This is a genomic window from Pseudomonas moraviensis, assembly GCF_900105805.1.
Classification (GTDB): domain Bacteria; phylum Pseudomonadota; class Gammaproteobacteria; order Pseudomonadales; family Pseudomonadaceae; genus Aquipseudomonas; species Aquipseudomonas moraviensis_A.
Genome location: NZ_LT629788.1, coordinates 2,316,987 through 2,339,414 on the forward strand (window position 1 = coordinate 2,316,987; position 22,428 = coordinate 2,339,414).

Annotated in this window: 24 protein-coding genes; 17 read left to right on the forward strand and 7 right to left on the reverse strand. The window is 60.0% G+C overall.

Annotated features, from left to right (window positions below; translation table 11 throughout):
- Nucleotides 1–8 precede the first annotated feature (8 nt).
- Both BLU71_RS10370 and BLU71_RS10375 read left to right on the forward strand, forming a co-directional pair.
- Nucleotides 9–341: a carboxymuconolactone decarboxylase family protein gene (locus tag BLU71_RS10370; RefSeq protein WP_064361883.1), complete on the forward strand. Its 333-nt coding sequence runs from the start codon at nucleotides 9–11 to the stop codon at nucleotides 339–341.
- A 1-nt stretch (nucleotide 342) separates the two neighbouring features.
- The gene (locus tag BLU71_RS10375) at nucleotides 343–1,344 is read left to right on the forward strand and encodes an NAD(P)H-quinone oxidoreductase (RefSeq protein WP_083353008.1); all 1,002 of its coding nucleotides are present in this window, start codon (nucleotides 343–345) and stop codon (nucleotides 1,342–1,344) included.
- Between the two features lie 66 nt (nucleotides 1,345–1,410).
- On the opposite strand, the gene BLU71_RS10380 is transcribed toward BLU71_RS10375, so the two are convergent.
- Complete coding sequence (locus BLU71_RS10380; protein WP_083353009.1) at nucleotides 1,411–2,421, reverse strand: zinc-dependent alcohol dehydrogenase family protein; 1,011 nt, start codon at nucleotides 2,419–2,421, stop codon at nucleotides 1,411–1,413.
- A 159-nt stretch (nucleotides 2,422–2,580) separates the two neighbouring features.
- On the opposite strand from BLU71_RS10380, the gene BLU71_RS10385 reads away from it, so the two are divergent.
- Entirely contained in the window at nucleotides 2,581–3,495 is a 915-nt protein-coding gene (locus tag BLU71_RS10385; RefSeq protein ID WP_083353010.1) for a LysR family transcriptional regulator, read from the forward strand.
- Between the two features lie 12 nt (nucleotides 3,496–3,507).
- Here the strand turns inward: BLU71_RS10385 and BLU71_RS10390 are convergent, their stop codons facing one another.
- The gene (locus BLU71_RS10390) at nucleotides 3,508–4,392 is read right to left on the reverse strand and encodes a LysR family transcriptional regulator (RefSeq protein ID WP_042610218.1); all 885 of its coding nucleotides are present in this window, start codon (nucleotides 4,390–4,392) and stop codon (nucleotides 3,508–3,510) included.
- A 163-nt stretch (nucleotides 4,393–4,555) separates the two neighbouring features.
- Here BLU71_RS10390 and BLU71_RS10395 point away from each other — a divergent pair, with 163 nt between their 5' ends.
- The 6 genes from BLU71_RS10395 to BLU71_RS10420 all read left to right on the forward strand — a co-directional run bounded on the left by BLU71_RS10395 (nucleotide 4,556) and on the right by BLU71_RS10420 (nucleotide 9,713).
- Nucleotides 4,556–5,926, forward strand: coding sequence for an MFS transporter (locus BLU71_RS10395; protein ID WP_083353011.1), 1,371 nt, complete (start codon nucleotides 4,556–4,558; stop codon nucleotides 5,924–5,926).
- Nucleotides 5,923–6,363, forward strand: a complete 441-nt coding sequence (locus BLU71_RS10400) for a type II 3-dehydroquinate dehydratase (RefSeq protein ID WP_064361889.1) — start codon at nucleotides 5,923–5,925, stop codon at nucleotides 6,361–6,363. The genes BLU71_RS10395 and BLU71_RS10400 overlap by 4 nt, the downstream gene beginning before the upstream one ends.
- 206 nt (nucleotides 6,364–6,569) lie before the next feature.
- A complete protein-coding gene (locus tag BLU71_RS10405) occupies nucleotides 6,570–6,779 on the forward strand; it encodes a hypothetical protein (protein ID WP_042610215.1) in 210 nt (69 codons plus the stop codon).
- A gap of 197 nt (nucleotides 6,780–6,976) precedes the next feature.
- A complete protein-coding gene (locus BLU71_RS10410) occupies nucleotides 6,977–7,801 on the forward strand; it encodes an oxidoreductase (RefSeq protein ID WP_083353012.1) in 825 nt (274 codons plus the stop codon).
- A 292-nt stretch (nucleotides 7,802–8,093) separates the two neighbouring features.
- Nucleotides 8,094–9,035, forward strand: a complete 942-nt coding sequence (locus BLU71_RS10415) for an AraC family transcriptional regulator (protein ID WP_083353013.1) — start codon at nucleotides 8,094–8,096, stop codon at nucleotides 9,033–9,035.
- A 48-nt stretch (nucleotides 9,036–9,083) separates the two neighbouring features.
- Nucleotides 9,084–9,713 carry a DUF3885 domain-containing protein gene (locus BLU71_RS10420; RefSeq protein WP_083353014.1) on the forward strand — a complete coding sequence of 210 codons (630 nt, stop codon included), beginning with the start codon at nucleotides 9,084–9,086 and terminating at the stop codon, nucleotides 9,711–9,713.
- A gap of 7 nt (nucleotides 9,714–9,720) precedes the next feature.
- On the opposite strand, the gene BLU71_RS10425 is transcribed toward BLU71_RS10420, so the two are convergent.
- Nucleotides 9,721–10,176: a GNAT family N-acetyltransferase gene (locus tag BLU71_RS10425; protein WP_065617104.1), complete on the reverse strand. Its 456-nt coding sequence runs from the start codon at nucleotides 10,174–10,176 to the stop codon at nucleotides 9,721–9,723.
- Nucleotides 10,177–10,308: 132 nt separating this feature from the next.
- Between BLU71_RS10425 and BLU71_RS10430 the strand changes: the two genes are divergently transcribed.
- On the forward strand, nucleotides 10,309–10,722 hold the full coding sequence (locus BLU71_RS10430) for a PaaI family thioesterase (RefSeq protein WP_042610210.1): 414 nt from the start codon (nucleotides 10,309–10,311) through the stop codon (nucleotides 10,720–10,722).
- 11 nt (nucleotides 10,723–10,733) lie between these two features.
- On the opposite strand, the gene BLU71_RS10435 is transcribed toward BLU71_RS10430, so the two are convergent.
- Nucleotides 10,734–11,192 carry a winged helix-turn-helix transcriptional regulator gene (locus tag BLU71_RS10435; RefSeq protein ID WP_042610209.1) on the reverse strand — a complete coding sequence of 153 codons (459 nt, stop codon included), beginning with the start codon at nucleotides 11,190–11,192 and terminating at the stop codon, nucleotides 10,734–10,736.
- Nucleotides 11,193–11,285: 93 nt separating this feature from the next.
- Here BLU71_RS10435 and BLU71_RS10440 point away from each other — a divergent pair, with 93 nt between their 5' ends.
- Both BLU71_RS10440 and BLU71_RS10445 read left to right on the forward strand, forming a co-directional pair.
- Nucleotides 11,286–12,236 carry an aromatic alcohol reductase gene (locus tag BLU71_RS10440; RefSeq protein ID WP_042610208.1) on the forward strand — a complete coding sequence of 317 codons (951 nt, stop codon included), beginning with the start codon at nucleotides 11,286–11,288 and terminating at the stop codon, nucleotides 12,234–12,236.
- Nucleotides 12,237–12,308: 72 nt separating this feature from the next.
- Nucleotides 12,309–12,824, forward strand: coding sequence for a hypothetical protein (locus tag BLU71_RS10445; protein WP_042610207.1), 516 nt, complete (start codon nucleotides 12,309–12,311; stop codon nucleotides 12,822–12,824).
- Between the two features lie 112 nt (nucleotides 12,825–12,936).
- Here BLU71_RS10445 and BLU71_RS10450 read toward each other — a convergent pair whose 3' ends face one another.
- Together BLU71_RS10450 and BLU71_RS10455 are read right to left on the reverse strand one after the other, a co-directional pair.
- Entirely contained in the window at nucleotides 12,937–13,326 is a 390-nt protein-coding gene (locus BLU71_RS10450) for a DUF2694 domain-containing protein (RefSeq protein WP_042610206.1), read from the reverse strand.
- A gap of 103 nt (nucleotides 13,327–13,429) precedes the next feature.
- Nucleotides 13,430–14,323, reverse strand: coding sequence for a LysR family transcriptional regulator (locus tag BLU71_RS10455; RefSeq protein ID WP_064361894.1), 894 nt, complete (start codon nucleotides 14,321–14,323; stop codon nucleotides 13,430–13,432).
- A 95-nt stretch (nucleotides 14,324–14,418) separates the two neighbouring features.
- On the opposite strand from BLU71_RS10455, the gene BLU71_RS10460 reads away from it, so the two are divergent.
- Nucleotides 14,419–15,585, forward strand: coding sequence for an MFS transporter (locus BLU71_RS10460; RefSeq protein ID WP_083353015.1), 1,167 nt, complete (start codon nucleotides 14,419–14,421; stop codon nucleotides 15,583–15,585).
- A 13-nt stretch (nucleotides 15,586–15,598) separates the two neighbouring features.
- Here BLU71_RS10460 and BLU71_RS10465 read toward each other — a convergent pair whose 3' ends face one another.
- A complete protein-coding gene (locus BLU71_RS10465) occupies nucleotides 15,599–16,774 on the reverse strand; it encodes a XylR family transcriptional regulator (protein WP_083353016.1) in 1,176 nt (391 codons plus the stop codon).
- A 286-nt stretch (nucleotides 16,775–17,060) separates the two neighbouring features.
- Here BLU71_RS10465 and xylA point away from each other — a divergent pair, with 286 nt between their 5' ends.
- The 4 genes from xylA (at nucleotide 17,061) to BLU71_RS10485 (ending at nucleotide 22,371) form a co-directional block, all read left to right on the forward strand.
- A complete protein-coding gene (gene xylA, locus BLU71_RS10470; RefSeq protein WP_083353017.1) occupies nucleotides 17,061–18,377 on the forward strand; it encodes a xylose isomerase in 1,317 nt (438 codons plus the stop codon).
- 147 nt (nucleotides 18,378–18,524) lie between these two features.
- Nucleotides 18,525–19,526, forward strand: coding sequence for a D-xylose ABC transporter substrate-binding protein (gene xylF, locus BLU71_RS10475; RefSeq protein ID WP_083353018.1), 1,002 nt, complete (start codon nucleotides 18,525–18,527; stop codon nucleotides 19,524–19,526).
- Nucleotides 19,527–19,677: 151 nt separating this feature from the next.
- Nucleotides 19,678–21,234 carry a D-xylose ABC transporter ATP-binding protein gene (xylG, locus tag BLU71_RS10480; protein ID WP_083353019.1) on the forward strand — a complete coding sequence of 519 codons (1,557 nt, stop codon included), beginning with the start codon at nucleotides 19,678–19,680 and terminating at the stop codon, nucleotides 21,232–21,234.
- Nucleotides 21,235–22,371 (forward strand): sugar ABC transporter permease, encoded by a 1,137-nt coding sequence (locus tag BLU71_RS10485; protein ID WP_064361899.1) that lies wholly within the window; start codon nucleotides 21,235–21,237, stop codon nucleotides 22,369–22,371. It begins immediately after the preceding gene.
- The last annotated feature ends 57 nt before the right edge of the window (nucleotides 22,372–22,428 follow it).

A 22,428-nucleotide genomic window follows, 5' to 3' on the forward strand; every position in this document is an offset into this window, starting at 1 on the left:
GGATTTCCATGTCGACTATCGATTTCAGCAGCCCTCGCGAAGCCGCCCGCGCCTTCACCCCGAAACTGGCGCAATTCGTTGACTCAACGCTGTACCCGCAGATCTGGAGTGACCCCGCATTGGCACCCCGCGAGCGCAGCCTGATCACTGTCGCCGCGCTGATTGCCGGCGGCCACTGTGAAGAATTGCCCGCGCACCTGCGCCGCGCTGTCAGCAATGGCGTGAGCCATGAAGAGTTGTCGGCGGCGATCACTCACCTGGCCTTTTACGTCGGATTCCCGGGCGCCATCACTGCCTCGGCGATCGCCAATGCCACCCTTGCCGACACGGAGCAACGCTGAGATGAAAGGCATCAACCTGAAAGAGTTCGGCCCGGCAGAAGTGCTGCAACTTGGCGAAGCTCCCAACCCTGAAGTGCGCCCGACCGATCTGCTGGTGCGCGTCTACGCGGCCGGCGTGAACCGTGCCGACCTGACCCACCGAACCGGCGGCTACGGCCATGCGAACTTCGGCGACTCGTTGATCATCGGCCTGGAGATTGCCGGGGAAGTGCTGGAGACCGGCAGCGAGGTCAGCGGATTCGCCGTCGGCGACAGGGTGATGGGCGTGGTCGGCGGCGGCGCCTACGCCGAACTGGCGCGCATCGACTACCGCATGGCCATGCCGATTCCAGCGCAGCTCGACTATGTGCACGCAGCGGCGATTCCCGAAGTGTTCGTCACTGCCCACGAAGCGATGCTGCACCTGGCCCGACTCAAGTCAGGTGACTCGGTGCTGATCCATGCCGCCGCCGGTGGCGTCGGTTCCGCTGCCGTGCAACTGGCCTACGCTACAGGCGCCACGGTGTACGCGACCACCGAAGGCAGCAAGCTGGCGCGTGTCGAACATCTGGGCGCCGACGTGGCCATCGACTACAAGACCGAGGATTTCGCCGCAGTCATCGCCGACAAAACCAACGGACGCGGCGTCGACGTGATCATCGACTTCATCGGCGCCCCCTACTTCGCGCGCAATATCGCCTCGCTGGCCCACGGCGGTCGCCTGGTGCAGGTAGGCATTCTTGGCGGCGGCGGCAGGGTCGACATGGAGCTGGAGCACATCCTCTACCGGCACCTGCAAATCATCGGCACGGTGATGAAGTCGCGCACCCAGCCGGAGAAGCACGCGATGATCCAGCGCTTTCGCGAACATTGGCTGGAGCGCTTCGCCGGCGCGGCGGGCCTGGAACCGGTGGTGGACAGCACCTTCCCGCTATCCCGCGCAGCCGATGCCCATAGGCGGATGGAATCTTCGCAGAATGTCGGGAAGATTATTCTGACGATGCAGCCGGAGGATTTGCGCTAAGACAGACGTAAGAAAAGGCCAGTCAGTTGAGCTGACTGGCCTTGGTTTGTCTGACGTTTGCGCTGATCAGCTCACCTTGATCACAACCTTGCCAAACGCCCCTTTCGCCAGATGCTCATAGGCCTCGCGCGCCTGTTCGAACGGATACACATGGTCGATCACCGGGCGAATGTCGTGCTCGGCGAGGAACACGTTCATCCGGTCGAACGATGAGCGCGGTGCCACCGCAATGCCGCGAATAGTGGTCTGGCGAAAGATCAGCGGCATCAGGTTCAACTCGACGGTCTGCCCTGTCAGAAAGCCAATCTGCGCAATCCGCCCCGAGGCCTTGGTCGCCGCGACTGATTGATTAATGCCGTTGCCTCCCGCCACATCGAGCAGCAGATCCACACCCTTGCCTTCGGTGAGTTTGAGCACCTCTTCCGCCCAGTTCGGCGTGCTGCGGTAGTTGATGCCGGCGACCGCGCCCAGCCGTTTTACCGCGTGCAGATTGTCATCGCTGCTTGAGGTTGCGATGACTTTGGCGCCCAGCGCGGTGGCGATCTGCACGGCGAAGATCGATACGCCGCCGGTGCCCTGCACCAACACGGTCTGGCCCGGTTGAATCGCGCCGAAATCCACCAGCGAGTACCACGCGGTGAGCGCAGCGATTGGCAGGGTCGCCGCCTCTTCATCGCTCATATTGGCCGGCGCGCCGACGGCGCTGTCCTGGTGGATGATCATGTACTCGGCCAAGCCGCCCGGCAACGGCGAACCGAAGCAATAATCCGGTTCGTTCGGCCCCGGCTCGCCGTCCAGCCAGCGCGAGTACAGATGCGAATTGACCCGGTCGCCGACCTTGAAACGAGTCACACCGTCACCGATGGCGACCACGGTACCGGCGGCATCGCTGACCGGAATCAGCGGTTTCGGCACCAGGTGCGGCTCATAGATACCGTCAACGATGGCCTTGTCGCGAAAATTCAGCGAGACCGCGCCGACCTTGACCAGCAGCTCGCCAGCCTTGGGTTGCGGCGTTTGCGTCTCGCCCAGTTGCAGATTGTAGAGCCCGAAATCTTTCAGTAACCACGCTTTCATGGTGAGCCTCCAAATACACGTTATTGGCCGCAAACCCTCAGCAGGTTTGCCTTGAGCCCATGATTGGCTTTAACAGCAGCGCAATAAATGCTTGGAAACAGACATGATTGTTCTATTCTCAGGCAACAAAACCCGACACTGAAGCTCACCGGGAAAGTCATGGAATTACTGCAATCGATGCGCCTGTTCGCCCGACTCGCGGAGCTGGGCAGTTTCACCAAAGCCGCCGAGTCGCTGGACATCGGCCGGCCGCAGGTCACTCGCTATATTCAGGAACTGGAAACGTCGCTGGGCGTGCGCCTGTTCCAGCGCACGACAAGGAAAGTGGCACTCACTGCCGAGGGTGAGCTTTTCTATCAGCGGGTCCAGGAAATTCTGGCCGAGATCACCGCCGCCACCACCATGTTCGATCGCACCGGAGCCACGCTGTCCGGCCGCCTGCGCATCGACATTCCCACCGCGTTCGCGCAGCTGGAATTCATCAAAAGCCTGCGCGAATTCACCGACACCTACCCCGGCATCGACATGGTGCTGGGCGTCACCGATCGCGCGGTTGATCTGGTCGGCGAAGGCATCGACTGCGCGCTGCGCATCGGCGAGCTGCCCGACTCAACCCTGATCGCCCGCCCCATCGCCTTGGCGACCATGGTCACCTGCGCCGCGCCCGAGTATTTGCGCGAGCACGGCACACCGGAAACGCTTGCAGATCTGGCGAACCATCAAGGCGTGAACTTTCTCTCGGGCCAGAACAACCGCACCTTGCCCTGGCAGTTTACAGTTGAGGGCAAACAGAAAACCTACGTCAGCCGCAAGGGTATTACCGTGACTGAATCGAACGCTTATGTGCAGTGTGGCGTGTCAGGCTTCGGGATTATTCAGGCGCCGGGTATTGCGGTGGCCGAGCATTTGGCCAGTGGTGCGCTGGTGGAAATTCTGCAACCGCTGCGTCCGCTGCCTCGACCGGTGTCGCTGCTGTATCCGAGCCCCACGCATCTGCCGGCGCAGGTGCAAGTGTTCATCGAATGGCTGCAGGTGCGGTTTGTGCAGTTACATGCTGCGTGGGTGCAGGACTGAAGACCTGCCCCCTCACTCCCAGCCTTGCGCCTCTTCGATAAAGTGCAGCACTGCACTGGAGCGCTCGTCGATGCGCGAAATCAGCGACAGCTCACTGACCATTTCCGCCTGATTCAGCGGGATGATCCGAATGCCCGGCATGCTCAAACGAGTGACGGCCTCAGGCACGATACTCAAGCCGATGCCCGCCGCCACCAGGCCCGGGATGCTCATCAGCGACGGTACGTACATGATGTTCTCGGGATGCAGCTGGTTCTGTCGGCACGCCTGCAGTGTATGCGAGGTCAGGCCGATGCCGGCGCTGTCCTGCAACAGCACGAATTTCTCGTGGCGCAGTGTCGCCAGCTCACCGCTGAAGCTGTCCGCCAGTTCATGGTTGTCCGGGATCAGCAAGACCAGCCGTGACAGGCTGAAATGATGGGTGCGCAGACGATCCGGCAAGTGATCCTTGAACACGCGGGCAAATGCCAGATCGAGCTTGTGATCAAGCAACATGTCGAACTGCGCTCGGATCCCGGCATCCACCAGCGACACTTTGACTTCAGGGAATGTGCTGAAGTAATGCCGCAGCAATTGCGGCAGGTTGGCCTCGAACAACGCCGAGTGATAACCGATGTTGATTTCGCCGACCTCACCGCGCCGTGCACGTCGTGCGGCCGCCGTCGCCCGCTCACTGGCCTCTATGGACTGCCGCGCGTGGGGCAGGAATGCCTCGCCGGCGGCCGTCAACACCACGCTACGGTTTTCCCGGCGGAACAATGCCAGCCCCAATTCAGCTTCCAGCGTACGCATCAATTGGCTCAGCGCCGGTTGCGCGATGTCCAGTTGTTCGGCTGCCCGGCTGAAATGCTGAAGCTCGGCGGCGACCACGAAGGCCTTCAGATGACGCAATTCCATTTCAATGATCCATAAGGCTGGCTTATCTATTTATCGTGATTTCGATAATTATTCTCTAGACCGGATGGGCTACTGTCTACTGACTTCGACGATCTGCCCAGGCCAGCGCTGAGCGCAATCGTACGGGGACCCCGTAACCATAAAAATAATGACGAGCCCCTCAATGAGCACAATCAGTCACGAACACGATTTGCGCATGCCTCGCAAAGCGGTGACCGCTGCGACCATCGGCACTGCGCTGGAATGGTTTGACTTCACCCTGTACGGCGCGGTGTCGGCAACCATCCTGCCCAAGCTGTTTTTCCCGGCCATGGAGCCGACCGCCGGGCTGCTGGCATCGCTTGCCACATTCGGGGTCGGACTCGCCGCCCGACCGCTGGGCGCGATTACCTGTGGCTACCTCGGCGACAAACTGGGCCGGCGCAATCTGATGCTCGCCACGGTCACTCTGATGGGCCTGGCGTCGGTGCTGATGGGGCTGTTGCCCACCTATGCGCAAGTGGGGATTCTCGCGCCGATTCTGTTGGTGCTGTTGCGCATCATCCAGGGCTTCGCGCTGGGCGGTGAATCCACCGGGGCGCAACTGATGGCGCTGGAACATGCCACTCCAGATCGTCGCGGGCGCTATTCCGGGTTGCTCGGTCTGTGTTCACCGCTGAGTCAGATATTGGCCAACGGCGTGCTGATGGGGCTGGCTGCCACCCTCTCAAGCGAACAGTTTGAAAGTTTCGGCTGGAGGATTCCTTTCCTGCTGAGCTTCGTGCTGGTGATCGTCGCGATCTATATCCGCCTGAAGGTCGATGAAACCCCGGCCTTCGTCGCGTTGAAGAAGAACCCGGTCAAACAGGAAAGAAGCCCGCTCAAATCGGCCATGGGCAGCCACTACAAGACCATCCTGCGTCTGATGCTGTTTTTCTGCTCGCCCGCGGCGCTGTTCTACCTGATCGTGATTTTTTCCCTCAGCTACCTGACCAAGCATCTGGACTTCAGCCAGTCGACAGGCTTCATGTCGCTGATGGTCGCCAACGTGTTCGCGATTGTCGGGGCGTTGGCCGGCGGCTATCTGTCTGATCGCTGGGGGCGCAAGAAAGCGCTGGCGTTCGGCTCGTGCATGACCCTGCTGATCCTGTTCGTCTACTTCCCGATTCTCAACACGCTGAACGTTGCCGCCATCATGGCAATCATGGGCCTGTTCCTCGGCTTCACCCAGTTTCAAAGCGGCATCCAGCCAGTGGCGTTTGCCGAAGCCTTTCCCACCCAGGTGCGCTATTCCGGCTCGGCCCTCGCCTATACCGGCGCCAACCTGGTGATCGGCGGCCCGATGCCGATGATTGCCGTGTGGCTGATGAGCCAGTCCGACAATTCGCCATGGCCCCTGGTGACGCTGTGCGCGGTGATCAATCTGATTTCGCTGGCGATGATCCTGATCGGCCCGGAAACCCGCGGCATCGACCTGAACGCCGTGACGCCAGACAACGCCGACACCACGGCCACACCCGCCCTCTCTCCAAATAACGCTGCAGGACGATCATGAACCGCACAGTCTTTATCCTCAACGGCCCGAATCTGAATCTATTGGGCCGCCGTGAGCCGCATATTTACGGGCACACCACCCTCGAGCAGATTCGTCTGGGCAGTGAGCGACTGGCCGAGGAACTTGATCTGCTCTGCGTATTTCGCCAGACCAACCATGAAGGCGTGATGGTCGACTGGATTCAGGAAGCTTTCGAACAAGGCGCAGCAGTGATCATCAACCCGGCCGGTCTGTCGTTTCATTCCATCCCGGTACTCGACGCGCTGAAGTTGCTCAGCACACCGCTGATCGAACTACACCTGTCGAACATCCACGCACGGGATGAATTGCATCGCCACTCGATCATGTCCGGGGTGGTCAATGCCGTGATCTGCGGCATGGGCGCCGACGGTTATGCGCTGGCGATACGGGCGGTCGATGACCTGTTGCGTCGATAGAAAGCGCGCTGGGCTCGTTCAGTGAACGCTGACGAGCCCCCCTTCAGCGCAACAGAATCAGGCAAATCGCCAACAGGATCTGCCTAACGCCAACACCACCCTGCCCCCTAATCTGAACCCATGCAGAACACACCTCTGCAACGGGTTAACCAGATACTGATCTGAACGACCCGGACCTCAATCTCGATTTGACCGGAGTCACCGCCATGAAAACTGTAAGCCAACTGATCGCCGTCGCCACTTTCGCCCTCAGCGCCAGCGCATTCGCCGTACCGAGCAATCAGGAAGATCGTTTCTTTACCCAGGTCAGCGAGCCACAGCAGACTGTTGCCGCCGACGGTTCAGACCGCACCCCACTGGGTGAGGCACTCGCCGCTGACGGATCGGACCGCACCCCGGGTCGTCGCGCAGCCTAAGCGCGTGATGCCCAGAACAGAAAAGTCCTGCGGGTTTGAAACCTGCAGGACTTTTCCGCTTTTTGGGACCAGCGCTGAACCACTTGATCACAACCAAACTGATAGGAACAGGCAATACTCAGATCCGATTCGGCATCGTCCGCCAGCGATATCCGCCCTAGCATGGCCTCTCTCATCGCCTGCAGGAGTAAAGATCCATGAAGACCCTTTTCATCACTGGTGTCAGCAGCGGCTTCGGCCAAGCGCTGGCCGCGGAAGCACTCGCCCAGGGCCATCGCGTGATCGGCACAGTACGCAGTGAATCCGCGCTGGCAGACTTCGAGGCGCTGTCGCCCGAGCGCGCACATGGCGTGCTGCTGGACGTCACCGATTTCGCTGCCATCGATGCGGTGGTTGCGGCGGTGGAGGATCGTCACGGCCCGGTGGATGTGCTGGTCAATAACGCAGGTTACGGTCATGAGGGGATTTTCGAAGAGTCCTCACTGGAGGAAATGCGCCGGCAGTTCGACGTCAACGTGTTTGGCGCAGTGGCGGTGACCAAGGCATTCGTCCCGTATTTTCGCCAGCGCCGTGCGGGACATATCCTCAATATCACCTCCATGGGCGGCCATATCACCATGCCCGGGATCGCGTATTACTGCGGCAGCAAATTTGCGCTTGAGGGGATCTCCGACACCTTGAGCAAGGAGCTTGCGCCCTTCAATATTTTTGTCACCGCTGTGGCGCCGGGATCGTTTCGCACCGACTGGGCAGGCCGCTCGATGCAGCGCACGCCGCGCAGTATCAGTGATTACGACGCAAGCTTCGATCCGGTGCGCAAGGCCCGCGAGGAGAAAAACGGCCGCCAACTGGGCGATCCGCAGAAAGCTGCACGCGCCATGCTGACGGTAATCGACAGTCCAAACCCGCCGGCTCACCTACTACTTGGCAGTGACGCTCTGGCCTTGGTGCGTGACAAGTTGCAGCAGACGGCGGAGAGTATTGAGCAATGGGAAGACCTTAGCCGCTCGACGGATGGCTGAAGGCACGAAGATCAAGAGCCCCTCACCCCAGCCCTCTCCCGGAGGGAGAGGGAGCCGATCTCGGGTGGATTCAAATCCTGAGCCTGCCTGGACGATTTCCGCAGGGCTTATTGCGCCAGATCAGCGCGGTCAGCATTCGGCGCGATTTTTCAGGTCGCCATATCCCGACCAAACACCACGGTCAGTCCCCTCTCCCTCTGGGAGAGGGCTAGGGTGAGGGCTCTGTCTGACACCCCGCCAATTAGCCAGACAGGTTCAAACTCGCCTTTTCACAAGAGGAGACCCACAACCCATGCCGAAACCGAAAGACCCGCCCACAACGCGCATGGTCGAGTTGATGAGCCAGCTCGCACCACTGGAAGGCTACAACCTCAGCCCGCTGGACGATGTGCGTTTCCTGCGCTCCAACCGCCCGCTGACACGCACGCCGGTGCTGTACGAACCGGGCATCGTGATCCTTTGTCAGGGGCGTAAACGCGGTTATCTCGGCGATGAAGTCTACGTCTACGACGCTCAGCACTATCTGGTGGTGTCGGTGCCGGTACCCTTCACCATGGAAACCGACGCCAGCGAAGCCGAGCCAATGCTCGCGGTGTACGTGCGTCTGGATTTCGCCTTGGCCGGCGAGCTGATTCAGCAGGTCGATGAACTGTGGGATTTCCCCAGATCCCAACCGATGGGCATGTACGCCTCGCCGCTCGACGAACCGCTACGCCAATCGACCCTGCGTTTTCTTGAAGTGATGAGCGACGATGCCGACGCGCAAATCCTCGGCCCGGCTATGCTGCGCGAGCTCTACTACCGTATCCTCACCGGCGAACAAGGCGGCACCCTGCGCGCCGCCATCGCCCAACAGGGCCAGTTCGGCAAAGTGACCCGCGCCATCCACAAGATCCACAGTTGCTATCACCAGCATCTCGACGTAGAAACCCTGGCCGATGAAGCGCAGATGAGCGTGCCGAATTTTCATCTGCACTTTCGCAAGGTCACCGACTCCTCGCCGATGCAGTACCTGAAGTCGACGCGATTGCACCAGGCGCGATTGCTGATGCTGCGCAATGACCTGACCGCGGCAAAATCGGCATTTCTGGTCGGTTACGAAAGTGCCTCGCAATTCAGCCGTGACTTCAAACGCCTCTTCGGCCGCACACCGCTAGCCGAAGTGGCGTGGATGAAACAGGCCTATGCGCTGCCGGCACCGGCGACTGCGTCGCCGTTTGTGTCTTCGCATTGACTTCACCCGCGTCTTGAACACACAGAAATCCACATTGAAGGGAAGAAAGTGAATCTGAGAGCTGAGATTGAAAACGCATTTGGCCCCCAGGCATTCGCCCGTCCGCTTTTCTATTCCTGGCCCGGAGGATTGCGTTTCGAACTCTCCGAAACGGGCGGAATGATCGAGCAATTTTTGACCGCTATGCGCAAATCCATAACCATCTGCGGCGACATTTTCCAGGGGGACGCATCGTTTGTCGCATGCCTGCGCATTCATTCCGGTCGCAATCGATTCGCCCATCGCAGCACTCTTCGCGCCCTTAAATCTGCTGGCATCGACACTCCATCAGCGCTGTGCATCTGGAGCGAAGAAATAGATAACGAGGAATGGTTCAGTGAGGAAGAGCCGGAATACTGGGTCAACGTCGCCTTCGAAGCGTCTGCCGCCCGCATTCAAGCATTACTCTGGTGCGCATTGGCCAAGGATTTCGCCGACATCCAACCGCGTGCGAACTGTGCTGTCTACCTGTTCAATCTGCACAAGCGAGTCATGGTCTTTCCCTATGACGACAGAGGCATGGACGTGGTTGGGACCAACACCGAGCTACTTTCGCAGCTCTATCAACGACACCATGCCTGGCTGCTCGACCATGACCGCGCAGCGATGGAAGCCTCATTCGGCACGCACAACCGTTAGGTGAACGCTACCGCTCCAACGTTTTCGCCATGATGATCGTGCGCTCTTCTTGATGAAATTCATCTCTGACTTTCTTGAAGCCGAGCGAAGCATAGAAGCCTTCTGCGGTGACTGAGGAAGGAACGCGCAGTAGGTGGAAACCTGCGTCCATGGCGAGTGATTGTATGCTCTTCATCAGCTGTCTTCCGACACCCATTCCTTGAAAGCCCGGGTCGACAAAAACGCTTCGAACAACGTCTCGATCGAGACTTGCCGTTGCGACGATTTGACTGTCGAGCGTAGCGACCAGCACCTGACGCTCAGTCAAAAAACGAAGGATCTTCGAGGGCGAAAAACTTTCAATCACTCGATCAATGATTTCGGGAGGATAGTCGCGGGCATTGCTCTCACGGAGCGTCTTGATGATCGTTTCACTGATAGCCGATGCATCCGCATCGCTCGCGATGTGAATTTGAATATCCACCCAGTAGCTCCTTGCTTGTCAGTTCCGTGTACAGCACTTATCGCAGCAAATTCCCCATCCGCATAGTGCTTGCCCCCTTCTGTGTTTCCTCGCCCAATCACACAGGTCAGCCACCTGCATCAGGATGGGATCATGAACACCACGGCCATTCCCGAAGGCTTCACTCCATTCACCCGCAGCAGTCCGTTGCTGGATCTGCTCGGCCCGATCTACGCCAGGGGTCAGGGGCTGCAATTGGAACTGGGTTTACTGACCGACTCCCGCCACGCCAATGGACGCGGTACTTTGCATGGTGGTGTATTGGCGACTTTGGCCGATGTGGGGATGGGTTACGCCATGGCCTTTGCCAGCGATCCGCCGCAGCCGTTGATCACGGCGAGCATGACCCTGGATTATCTCGGTGCGGTGCAAATCAACGAATGGCTCGAAGTGCGTCTTGAACACTCCAAAAAGGGACGTCAACTGGCGTTTGCTGGCGTCAGTCTGCACGTCGGAGAGCGAACGGTCGCGCGCGCCAGTGCCGTATTCGCGGTGCCGCTGAGCTGAAGCGCGAAACCTCAGTCTGAGGCTTCAGGATCGTCCCGCGCCGGCACAGGGATTTGCCACGAGGGTTTCTTGCCGATCTGGCTATCGAAGGTGCGTCGCGCTTCGCGGAAACCCTCGACGTTTTCCACCACCCAAGTCCAGATCGGCGACATCCGCACCAGCAATCCCATGCCCAATGGCGTCAGTTCGTACTCGACGTGCGGCGGCACCTGGTCGAGCTCGCGCCGGGTCAGCAGGCCGTCGCGTTCAAGCGCACGCAGGGTTTTGGTCAACATGCGCTGAGTCACGCCGGTCATCTGCCGTTTGATCTCGGCGTGACGCATGGTGCCGTAGACACCCAAGGCATGCAGGATGCCCAAAGACCAGCGACTACCGGCGTGTGCAAGCACTTCGCGGCGCACGCCATCATCGTCTCGTCTGAGCGTCTGGCAGATCGCTTCTGCCTCACTGAGCGCTTGCTGATCAGTCATTTCTTCACTTGGTATCACGCGTGTGCCTTCTTCTGAGTGCTGCCCGATCGTGCCAGCATTTGCCGATCTTACATGCAGATCTCAGGAGACATCATGACCGAATCGAACCACCCTTCCGCGCAATCCATTCTCGTCCTGGGCGCAGGCGAGCTCGGCCTGCCGGTTTTGCGCAACCTTGCGCGAGCAGCAAAGCGCTTGCCCGGCAGCACGATCAGCGTCCTGCTCAGGGCCTCGACGATCAACAGTCAGGTGCCGGAAAAGAAAGCCGAAATCGATGAACTGCGCAGTCTCGGCGTGCAGATGGTGGCGGCAGATCTGGTCAACGATTCAATCGACGAACTGGCCGAAGTCTTCGCACCGTTCGATACCGTCATTGGCTGCGCCGGCATGGTCGCTGGTCGCGAGACGCCGATGAAGCTGGCGACTGCTGCGCTCAAGTCGGGCATCAAACGCTACTTTCCCTGGCAGTTTGGCGTGGACTTCGAAGTGATCGGCCGGGGCAGTCCGCAGGATCTGTTCGATGCTCAGCTCGACGTGCGCGAACTGCTGCGCGCGCAGGACAAAACCGAATGGGTGATCATCTCGACCGGCATGTTTACCAGCTTCCTGTTTGAGCCAGTATTTGAAGTCGTTGATTTCGACAACGACACCGTTAACGCCCTGGGCAGCCTGGACACCGGCGTGACGCTGACGACCCCGGACGACATCGGCAAGCTGACCGCAAAAATCGTTTTCTTCGAACCGCGTTTTCGCAACGAGATCGTGTATCTGTCGGGCGACACGCTGACCTATGAACAGGTCGCGGGCCTTCTCGAACGCGTGCTCGGACGGCCCTTCAAGCGTAACGTCTGGACAGTGCCACACCTGATGCAGGAACTGGAAAAAGACCCCACTCACCACATCAAAAAATACCGCGCGGTGTTTGCCCAAGGTCGAGGTGTGGCGTGGCCGAAAGCGGGCACGTTCAATGAGCAGCGGGCGATTCAGGCCACGACGGCTGAGCAGTGGGCGAGGGAAAATCTTGGGCTGTCTGAAACCTCGTAAAGCTTAGTAGCATGTGGCCACTTTTCGGTATCATCTGCTTTTGAAAAGTCCGATGGTATCCAGGAGCAGTACATGTACGGGAATGGCAGATTTGGCTTGACGCTTTTGGCTGGAGCATTGGCACTGAGCGGTTGTACTTCACTGTTTCAGGGTAAACAGTATCAATTTCCCCGGCCGGATGAACCCTCGGCGACGGTCAGGCTTAAATATGAAAGCGGCACTAACCTCGATGCGATGACCTTCAACGAATCGGGATGTTACGCGGGCTTCACGCCTTTGCCCTATACCGAGGGTTTTATCCAATCGCCGGTAGCTGTCGACAAAGAGCTGGTTTTGACTTACCGGCAAACAGTTGGTGGAAAGTTTTGCCAGATACCCTTCTCTTTCACCCCTCAGGCTGGGGCCAGCTATACGTTGAAGTCGGGCTACTGGACTGAACCCAAGGCTGGCCTTCTCCCGATCTTCACCTTCAATCAACAATACTGCGGCCTGGGCGTAGTCAAAAAAATCGGATCTCAGGAAAGCATCGAACCCATCAAGCAACTGCGTATCAAAACCGCTTTTGCATGCCTCAGATTCGTCGAGTGAAAACAACAACCTGCCTCGCTCGGCGCCCAGTAAAGAACATCGTGGTCCATCATTCTGCGGTGGCCCTTTGTAGCTGGGAGCCGACACTCGACAATACTTCGCTGGCGACCGTTTACTGGCTGGAAACACCTTGGCGCTTGGCATATTCCTGCGAGAGGCTCTGGGCGGTTTGTTGAGCATATTCAATACAGGGTTCAATTCTGCTTCGCACTCGAATTTCCTCGATAGCGGCGATTTGCGCGCTCTCGGTCAGGCACTTTTCAACCAGGGCGCTCGCGAGCGGCAAAGACACTGCTGGCAACGACGGAATAAATTCCCGGACAAAATCGGCAGCACTGGCAAGCCGGTTGGCATCGGTTGCAAAGGCCCACTCGCGCAGACTCACGTCATGCAGGTTGCCGCCTTGATCCCAGCCGTCGGCAAAACGGTCTGTTTTTCCGCAAGCGCCCAGCACGCCGCAAACCACTAAGACAAGCAATCCATTCAGCGTTTTCACAAACATCGGTACTCACTGTATTCAGACTGAAAAATGAAGAGCTGCAAATGATAGCAATATGATTGCATTTGCGTGCACAGAATCAGATCCGATGAAAAGATGCCACCTCTTACATCCGATGCTGCTCCAGCAAAAAATCCACAAACAACCGCACCCGCACCGGCATCGCCGCGCCGCCGACGAACACCGCATGAATCGGTTCCTCATCACCGGGGTTCCAGGTTTGCAGCAGCGCAATCAAATCCCCGCGCTGCAAGTCTTCCCTGACGGTGAACTCGCCAATCCGCGCAATGCCTGCACCGAGTCTGGCGAACTGGGCCAGTGCTTCGCCGCTGCTGCATTCGATGTTGCCGCTGACTTTCAGCGAGAACTCCTTGCCGTCGCGGATAAACGGCCAGTTGGCTTCGGCGCGGCGGAAGTTGAAGCGCAGGCAGTTGTGCTTGAGCAGGTCTTCCGGTTCGAGAGGTGTGCCGTGGCGTTTCAGGTAGTCGGACGATGCGACCACGACCTGGCCGGTGTGGCCGAGCCGGCGTGCGGTCAACGGGCTGTCGGGCAGATGGCCGAAGCGTATGGCGACATCCGCCTGGCCAGCGAGGATGTCGACTACTTCGTCGCCGAGGCTGAGGTCGACGACGATGTTCGGGTAACGGGTGGTGAAGGCTGCGACCAGCGGCACAATGGCCAGCCGTCCATGGCCAAGGGCGGCACTGACGCGCAAGCGGCCCTTGGGTACGCCTTGATCGGTGATGGCCCCTTCCACTTCGTCCATGTCGGCGAGAATCCGCCGGGCACCGCGCAGGAAGGCCTCGCCTTCGGCGGTAAACGTCAGCGCGCGGGTGGTGCGCAGCAACAGACGAGTGCCGAGTCGCTGTTCGGCGCGGGCGATGATTCGACTGACCGCCGAAGGCGTCAGCCCCAATGCACGCGCCGCTGCTGAGAGGCTGCCCTCCTGCGCCACGGTGACGAACACGCTCATTTCCCCTGATCTGCCGTTGAAGTCCATTCGTGCCTCTTACGCAAAGGTGATTGCCAAAATCGCCATCTACCGCCTGAAAACGATGGATCGTAGCATTGGCGGCATAGATGAGGAGACTTTCCATGCGTATCAATCCACCACTTGTTGCACTCGCTGTCGGCGCCTTTGGCATCGGCGTCACCGAGTTCGCGCCGATGGGCATGTTGCCCGGCATCGCTGCCGATCTCGGCGTTTCCATTCCCGCTGCGGGGTTGTTGGTCAGTGCCTACGCTTTGGGCGTGCTGCTCGGCGCACCGCTGATGACCCTGACCACCGGCAAAATCCCTCGGCGCTATCTGCTGATCGGGCTGATGGCGATTTTCACCCTGGGCAATCTGATGTCGGCGCTGGCCACCGATTACTCCAGCCTGATGGTCGCCCGGGTGATCACCTCGCTCAATCACGGTGCGTTCTTCGGGGTTGGCTCGGTGGTTGCCGCCAGCGTGGTCGCGCCAGAGAAACGTGCCGGCGCCGTGGCGGCAATGTTCATGGGCCTGACGTTGGCGACTATCGGCGGTGTGCCGCTGGCGGCCTGGTTTGGTGAGCTGCTTGGCTGGCGCACAGCGTTCTGGGGCATTACCGGTCTCGGCGTGCTGACCATGATCGCCTTGTGGTTCGCCCTGCCCAATCTGAAAGCAGAGCCAGGCGCGGGTGCGCTGGCGGAAATTCGTGTATTGGGCCGAGGTCCGGTGTTGGCTGCGCTGGCCCTGACGGTGGTCGGTTCAAGTGCGATGTTCACGGTATTTACCTACATCGCGCCGATCCTCAGCAGCGAGACCCACGCCTCCGCCGCGTTCATCACGGCGATGCTGGTGCTGTTCGGGATCGGCTTGACGCTGGGCAATATGTGGGGCGGCAAGGCTGCCGACCGTTCGATCGATCGCACCCTGATTGTGTCGCTGAGCGCATTGATTGTGGTGTTGCTGGCGTTCACTGTGCTGATGCGCTGGCCACTGCCGGCCGCCGTGGCCATTCTGATCTGGGGCATCGCCAGCTTCGCCCTGGTGCCACCGCTGCAAATGCGCGTGATGGACGCGGCCAAGGACGCGCCCAATCTGGCTTCGGCGGTAAACATCGGTGCGTTCAACTTCGGCAACGCCATCGGCGCAGCACTGGGCGGCGCGGTGATCAACGCAGGCCTGGGTTACCCGGCGATTTCCCTGGCCGGCGCGGCGATGGCCGGTCTGGGCCTGCTGATGGTGCTGGCGTTTGCCTGGCGCTCCAGAGCCAGTGCCGCTGCGCTGGCGTGAGCCATTTGCAGCGCTACGCCCCGCCCTGCTGATACTCGCGGGGCGTGCAGCCGAACTCGCGACGGAACACCGTGTGCAGGTACTGCGCCGATTTGAAGCCGCAGGCCTGGGCAATGTCGGCAATCGCCGCATCGGTATTCTTCAAGCCGCTGGTGGCCGCTGCGAGTTTGAAACGCAGAATCTCGTCATGCACGCTGCAACCGCGCTCGGCGCGGAAATGCGCTTCCAGCGACGAGCGCGACACGCCGACATACGCCGCCACTTGCGCGGTCTTGATGCCCTGACAGGCATATTGGCGGATGAACAGCAGCGCTTGCATGACGTAGGGATTGCCCAGCGGTTGGTGCAGACTCGATACCTGTACGTTGACCGCGTCCGGCGGAATCAGGATTTGCGTGCCGGTGGACGGCATGCCGTGGAGCATCTGGTGCAGCAACTGCGCGGCGGTGCGGCCCATGGTTTCGGTGCCCTGAATCACCGAACTCAGCGGCACGCGAGTCAGGCTGCGGGTCAGCGGGTCGTTGTCGATGCCGATCAGCGCGACCTGCTCGGGCACGGCAATGCCGGCGGTCAGGCAGGCTTGCAGCAATTGCCGGGCGCGGGCGTCGCTGACGGCGATGATGCCGATCGGTTTGGGCAGGCTGTGCAGCCAGGCGATCAGTTGTTCGACGGCGCTGTCCCACAGCGGTGCGCTGGTGCCCATGCCGCGATAGATCTCGGCGTGCAGGCCGTCGCGCTGCATCAGTTTGCGGAAGGCTTTTTCCCGCTCCTGCGCCCAGCGATTGGCCTGCGCCTGCGGCAGACTGAAACAGGCAAAGCGCTGCAACCCCGCCTCGACCAGATGCGAGTAAGCCAGAGTGATCAAAGCGTTGTTGTCAGTGGCGACGTAGGGAATCGCTTTCGGATAGGCGCGCGCATCCTCGTAGGAGCCGCCCACCGCCACCACCGGCAAGTGAATGTCGGCCAGCGCCTCGCCGATCAGCGGATCGTCAAAGTCGGCAATGATGCCGTCACCCTGCCAGCGGTCGATGCCCTTCAAGCGGCAGAGAAAATCCTCTTCCAGAAACAAGTCCCAGGAAGCGCGAGTGCTGCTCAGGTAGTTGCCGATGCCGCTGATGATCCCACGGTCATAGATCTTGCTGCCGTTGAACAACAGGGCGATGCGGTGCACGGGCGGTAGGCTTTTCATTCAGGATCCGGAGTTTGCGTCAGGCCATTCGCGAGCAGGCTCGCTCCCACGGTTTTATGAACGACACACATTCAGTGTGGGAGCGAGCCTGCTCGCGAAAGCGGTCTCAAATTTTTTTGTACTGTTCCGGGCCGCCTTGTCGCGGCGACGATGGACACAGACTAGGCGCGAAGCCGCTGAAGCTCAATACGCAAAATCGCACTCGCTGTTGAGGCTTTTCATAATAAGCAGGCAAGGGGCCGTTGCTAGTATCGAGACACCGCCAAGAACAACAAGGACAAGGTCCATGCAGTATTTCCCCAATATCGAGCCGGTTCGCTACGAAGGCCCGAACAGTGATTCGCCCCTCGCTTTCCGTCACTACGACGCCAATAAACTGATCCTCGGCAAGCCGATGCGCGAACACCTGCGCATGGCCGCCTGCTACTGGCACACCTTCGTCTGGCCGGGCTCCGATGTGTTCGGCGCCGGCACCTTCAAACGCCCATGGCATGGCAGCGGCGAGCCGATGCAGCTGGCCATCGGCAAGGCTGAGGCGGCGTTCGAGTTTTTCAGCAAACTGGGCATCGATTACTACTGCTTTCATGACACGGACGTCGCCCCCGAGGGCAACTCGCTGAAGGAGTACCGCGAACACTTCGCGCAAATGGTCGATCGCCTCGAGCAGCATCAGGAACAGAGTGGCATCAAGCTGCTCTGGGGCACCGCCAACTGCTTCAGCAACCCACGCTTTGCTGCCGGTGCCGCGAGCAATCCCGACCCGGAAGTGTTCGCCTGCGCCGCCGCGCAAGTGTTCAGCGCGATGAACGCGACCCATCGCCTCAAGGGTTCCAACTACGTTCTGTGGGGTGGCCGCGAAGGTTACGAAACCCTGCTCAACACCGACCTGAAACGCGAGCGCGAACAACTCGGGCGCTTCATGCGCATGGTGGTCGAGCACAAGCACAAGATCGGTTTCACCGGTGACCTGTTGATCGAGCCCAAGCCGCAGGAGCCGACCAAGCACCAGTACGATTACGACAGCGCCACGGTATTCGGCTTTCTCCAGCAGTACGGTCTGGAAAAGGAAATCAAGGTCAACATCGAAGCCAACCACGCGACCCTGGCCGGTCACAGCTTTCATCACGAAATCGCCACCGCCGCCTCCCTGGGGATCTTCGGCAGCATCGACGCCAACCGGGGCGATCCGCAGAACGGCTGGGACACCGACCAGTTCCCCAACAGCGTCGAGGAAATGACCCTGGCCACCTATGAAATCCTCAAGGCCGGCGGGTTCAAGAATGGCGGCTTCAATTTCGACTCCAAGGTGCGCCGTCAGAGTCTCGACGAGATCGACCTGTTCCACGGCCACGTTGGCGCCATGGACATCCTCGCCCTGTCGCTGGAACGCGCCGCTGCGATGATTGAGAACGATCAACTGCAAACCCTCAAGGATCAACGCTACGCCGGTTGGCGTCAGCCGTTCGGGCAAGCGGTCATGGCGGGCGACTTCAATCTCGAGTCGCTGGCCGAGCACGCGTTCACCAACGAGTTGAACCCGCAAGCCGTCAGTGGACGTCAGGAAATGCTCGAAAACATCGTCAATCGCTACCTCTATCGCTGATCGCCAAGGAGCGCTGCCGACGCCACGACGCTGTGACAATTGCACGACAATTCTGTGCCTGCGGCGTCGGCAGATTCTCTACAGTTCTACCAGCCCGATTCATCGTCAGGCCGTGTCTTTCCAACAAAAATAAAAGGACGCACCACCATGAAGAACTTGAAACGTACGCTGTTGGCCAGTGCCCTGGCGTTGTTTGCCCTGCCGGTAATGGCTGACGCAACCCATCCGAAAATCGGTTTCTCCATTGATGACCTGCGTCTGGAACGCTGGTCGCGCGATCGCGATTACTTCGTCGCGGCGGCGGAAAAAATGGACGCCAAGGTCTTTGTACAATCAGCCGATGCCAACGAGCAGAAGCAGATTTCGCAGATCGAAAACCTCATCTCTCGCGGCGTCGACGTGATCGTCATCGTGCCGTTCAACGCCACCGTGTTGACCAACGCCGTGGCCGAGGCGAAGAAGGCCGGGATCAAAGTGGTGTCTTATGACCGGCTGATCCTCAACGCCGACGTCGACGCCTACATTTCCTTCGATAACGAAAAGGTCGGTGAGATGCAGGCCGGTGGCGTGCTGAAGGCCGCGCCCAAGGGCAATTACTTTCTGTTAGGTGGTGCGCCCACCGACAACAACGCCAAGATCCTCCGTGAAGGCCAGATGAAAGTGCTGCAACCGGCCATCGACAAGGGCGATATCAAGATCGTCGGCCAACAGTGGGTCAAGGAGTGGAACCCGACCGAAGCGCTGAGCATCGTTGAAAACGCCCTGACCCGGAACAACAACAAAATCGACGGCATCGTCGCCTCCAACGACGCCACCGCCGGCGGCGCGATTCAGGCATTGGCGGCGCAGCAACTGGCCGGCAAAGTGCCGATTTCCGGTCAGGACGCCGACCTCGCAGCCGTCAAACGGGTGATCGCCGGCACACAAACCATGACCGTGTACAAGCCGCTGAAACTCATCGCTTCCGAGGCAGCCAAGCTCTCCGTGCAACTGGCGCGCAACGAGAAACCGGCCTACACCTCGCAGTACGACAACGGCAGCAAAAAAGTCGACACCATCCTGCTCACGCCAACCCCGCTGACCAAGGACAACATCGACTTGCTCGAACAGGACGGTTTCTACACCAAGGCGCAGATCGCCGGGCAGTGATCAGGACGGTTTGTCCGAAACCCTTGTAGGAGTGAGCCTGCTCGCGATGGCGGCGGGTCAGCCAGCCGAGCAGTATCTGAACTGACGCTATCGCGAGCAGGCTCACTCCTACAGGTCTGGTGTGTGAGTCCTTGGTATACGAGCCTTTTCCATGTCCGACTATCTGCTGCAAATGAACGGCATCGTCAAAACCTTCGGCGGTGTCAAAGCGCTCAACGGCATCGACATCAAGGTCAGGCCCGGTGAATGCGTGGGCCTGTGTGGCGAAAATGGCGCTGGCAAGTCGACGCTGATGAAGATCCTCTCGGCGGTCTATCCCCATGGCACCTGGGACGGTGAAATCCTCTGGGACGGGCAACCGCTCAGGGCGCAATCGATCAGCGAAACCGAAGCCGCCGGCATCGTCATCATTCATCAGGAACTGACCCTGGTTCCCGACCTGTCGGTGGCCGAGAACATCTTCATGGGCCATGAGCTGACGCTGCCCGGCGGGCGCATGAACTACCCGGCGATGATCCACCGTGCCGAAGCCTTGATGCGTGAGCTGAAAGTGCCGGACATGAATGTCTCGCTACCGGTTTCGCAATACGGCGGCGGTTATCAGCAACTGGTGGAAATCGCCAAGGCCCTGAACAAACAGGCGCGTCTGCTGATCCTCGATGAGCCCTCCTCCGCCTTGAGCCGTTCGGAAATCGAGGTGCTGCTGGACATCATCCGCGACCTTAAGGCCAAGGGCGTCGCTTGCGTCTACATCTCGCACAAGCTCGATGAAGTTGCCGCCGTGTGCGACACCATTTCGGTGATCCGCGACGGCAAACACATCGCCACCACCGCCATGGCCGACATGGACATCCCGCAGATCATCACGCAGATGGTCGGTCGCGAGATGAGCAATCTCTACCCCAGCGAGCCGCACGAGATCGGCGAGGTGATTTTCGAGGCGCGCCACATTACCTGCTATGACGTCGACAACCCCAGGCGCAAACGGGTCGACGACATTTCCTTCAGCCTCAAACGCGGCGAGATTCTCGGCATTGCCGGGCTGGTCGGTGCCGGCCGGACCGAACTGGTCACCGCACTGTTCGGTGCCTATCCCGGCCGCCATGAAGGCGAAGTCTGGCTGCACGGCCAACCGATCGACACGCGCACGCCGCTGAAAGCGATCCGCGCCGGCCTGTGCCTGGTGCCCGAGGATCGCAAGCGCCAGGGCATCATTCCCGACCTCGGTGTCGGCCAGAACATCACCCTCGCCGTACTCGAAAACTATTCGAAAATGACCCGCATCGATGCCGAAGCCGAACTGGGCTGCATCGACCGGGAAATCTCCCGCCTGCATCTGAAGACCGCAAGTCCGTCCCTGCCGATCACCAGTTTGTCGGGCGGTAACCAGCAGAAAGCCGTACTCGCCAAGATGCTCCTGGCCAAACCGCGCGTGCTGATTCTCGACGAACCGACCCGAGGCGTGGACGTCGGCGCCAAGTATGAGATCTACAAGTTGATGGGCGCGCTCGCCGCTGAGGGCGTGTCGATCATCATGGTTTCGTCGGAACTGGCCGAAGTGCTCGGCGTGTCCGACCGCGTGCTGGTGATCGGCGAAGGGCAGTTGCGCGGCGATTTCGTCAACCATGAACTGACCCAGGAACAGGTGCTCGCCGCCGCCCTCAGCCAGCCGGGCAGCCATAACAATAATGATCGGAAAACCGCGTAAATGAATCAGGTCAAACAACTGTTCACCCGCTACAAGATGCTCGCGCTGGTATTTGCCGTGGTGCTGATCTGGCTGTTCTTCAGCTGGCAGACCGAGGGCGGCTTCCTCACCCCGCGCAACCTCTCCAACCTGCTGCGGCAGATGTCGATTACCGGAATTCTCGCCTGCGGCATGGTGCTGGTGATCATCAGCGGCGAGATCGATTTGTCGGTCGGCTCATTGCTCGGCCTGCTCGGTGGACTCGCGGCGATCCTCGACGTGGTCTATCACATTCCGCTGCTGGCGAATCTGAGTCTGGTTGCCCTGTGCGGGTTGGTCATCGGGCTTGCCAACGGCTACATGGCTGCGTATCTGCGCATACCGTCATTTATCGTCGGCCTCGGTGGCATGCTCGCGTTTCGCGGCATTCTGCTGGGGATCACCGGCGGCACTACCATCGCCCCGGTATCGCCGGAGCTGGTGTATGTCGGCCAGGGTTATCTGCCCCACGCGATCGGCACCGGCCTGGGTATTGTGCTGTTCGTGCTGACGATTTTTCTGACCTGGAGACAGCGCCGCAACCGCGCCCTGCATGGCCTGGCGGCGCATTCGCTGGTGCGTGATGTTGTGCGCGTGCTGGTGATCGGCGCGGTGCTCGCTGGCTTCGTCCAGACCCTCAACAGCTATGACGGCATTCCGGTGCCGGTCCTGCTGTTGCTGATTCTGCTCGGCGTGTTCAGCTACGTCACCAGCCAGACCGTGTTCGGCCGCCGGGTCTATTCGGTCGGCAGCAACATGGAAGCGACGCGCCTGTCCGGGATCAACGTGCAGGCGGTCAAGCTGTGGATCTTCGGCATCATGGGCGTGATGTGCGCCCTAGCCGGCGTGGTCAACACCGCACGCCTCGCAGCGGGCTCACCGTCGGCCGGGAGCATGGGCGAACTCGACGCCATCGCCGCCTGCTTCATCGGCGGCACCTCCATGCGCGGCGGCTCCGGCACCGTCTACGGCGCCCTCCTCGGCGCATTGGTGATCACCAGCCTGGATAACGGCATGTCGATGCTCGACGTCGACAGTTACTGGCAGATGATCGTCAAGGGCAGCATTCTGGTGCTCGCGGTCTGGGTGGATGTGAGCACGCGCACGGCGCGGCGTTGAAACGTTGCAGGTGAGTTCGTAAAACGCCAATGAGGCCTGATCGCAGGCCTCACTTTT

What these genes read in the sequence shown, in the direction of transcription:
- BLU71_RS10370 (WP_064361883.1), top strand. Translation starts at nt 9, where the DNA reads ATGTCGACTATCGATTTCAGCAGCCCTCGCGAAGCCGCCCGCGCCTTC.
- BLU71_RS10375 (WP_083353008.1), top strand. Translation starts at nt 343, where the DNA reads ATGAAAGGCATCAACCTGAAAGAGTTCGGCCCGGCAGAAGTGCTGCAA.
- BLU71_RS10380 (WP_083353009.1), bottom strand. Translation starts at nt 2,421, where the DNA reads ATGAAAGCGTGGTTACTGAAAGATTTCGGGCTCTACAATCTGCAACTG.
- BLU71_RS10385 (WP_083353010.1), top strand. Translation starts at nt 2,581, where the DNA reads ATGGAATTACTGCAATCGATGCGCCTGTTCGCCCGACTCGCGGAGCTG.
- BLU71_RS10390 (WP_042610218.1), bottom strand. Translation starts at nt 4,392, where the DNA reads ATGGAATTGCGTCATCTGAAGGCCTTCGTGGTCGCCGCCGAGCTTCAG.
- BLU71_RS10395 (WP_083353011.1), top strand. Translation starts at nt 4,556, where the DNA reads ATGAGCACAATCAGTCACGAACACGATTTGCGCATGCCTCGCAAAGCG.
- BLU71_RS10400 (WP_064361889.1), top strand. Translation starts at nt 5,923, where the DNA reads ATGAACCGCACAGTCTTTATCCTCAACGGCCCGAATCTGAATCTATTG.
- BLU71_RS10405 (WP_042610215.1), top strand. Translation starts at nt 6,570, where the DNA reads ATGAAAACTGTAAGCCAACTGATCGCCGTCGCCACTTTCGCCCTCAGC.
- BLU71_RS10410 (WP_083353012.1), top strand. Translation starts at nt 6,977, where the DNA reads ATGAAGACCCTTTTCATCACTGGTGTCAGCAGCGGCTTCGGCCAAGCG.
- BLU71_RS10415 (WP_083353013.1), top strand. Translation starts at nt 8,094, where the DNA reads ATGCCGAAACCGAAAGACCCGCCCACAACGCGCATGGTCGAGTTGATG.
- BLU71_RS10430 (WP_042610210.1), top strand. Translation starts at nt 10,309, where the DNA reads ATGAACACCACGGCCATTCCCGAAGGCTTCACTCCATTCACCCGCAGC.
- BLU71_RS10435 (WP_042610209.1), bottom strand. Translation starts at nt 11,192, where the DNA reads ATGACTGATCAGCAAGCGCTCAGTGAGGCAGAAGCGATCTGCCAGACG.
- BLU71_RS10440 (WP_042610208.1), top strand. Translation starts at nt 11,286, where the DNA reads ATGACCGAATCGAACCACCCTTCCGCGCAATCCATTCTCGTCCTGGGC.
- BLU71_RS10445 (WP_042610207.1), top strand. Translation starts at nt 12,309, where the DNA reads ATGTACGGGAATGGCAGATTTGGCTTGACGCTTTTGGCTGGAGCATTG.
- BLU71_RS10450 (WP_042610206.1), bottom strand. Translation starts at nt 13,326, where the DNA reads ATGTTTGTGAAAACGCTGAATGGATTGCTTGTCTTAGTGGTTTGCGGC.
- BLU71_RS10455 (WP_064361894.1), bottom strand. Translation starts at nt 14,323, where the DNA reads ATGGACTTCAACGGCAGATCAGGGGAAATGAGCGTGTTCGTCACCGTG.
- BLU71_RS10460 (WP_083353015.1), top strand. Translation starts at nt 14,419, where the DNA reads ATGCGTATCAATCCACCACTTGTTGCACTCGCTGTCGGCGCCTTTGGC.
- BLU71_RS10465 (WP_083353016.1), bottom strand. Translation starts at nt 16,774, where the DNA reads ATGAAAAGCCTACCGCCCGTGCACCGCATCGCCCTGTTGTTCAACGGC.
- xylA (WP_083353017.1), top strand. Translation starts at nt 17,061, where the DNA reads ATGCAGTATTTCCCCAATATCGAGCCGGTTCGCTACGAAGGCCCGAAC.
- xylF (WP_083353018.1), top strand. Translation starts at nt 18,525, where the DNA reads ATGAAGAACTTGAAACGTACGCTGTTGGCCAGTGCCCTGGCGTTGTTT.
- xylG (WP_083353019.1), top strand. Translation starts at nt 19,678, where the DNA reads ATGTCCGACTATCTGCTGCAAATGAACGGCATCGTCAAAACCTTCGGC.
- BLU71_RS10485 (WP_064361899.1), top strand. Translation starts at nt 21,235, where the DNA reads ATGAATCAGGTCAAACAACTGTTCACCCGCTACAAGATGCTCGCGCTG.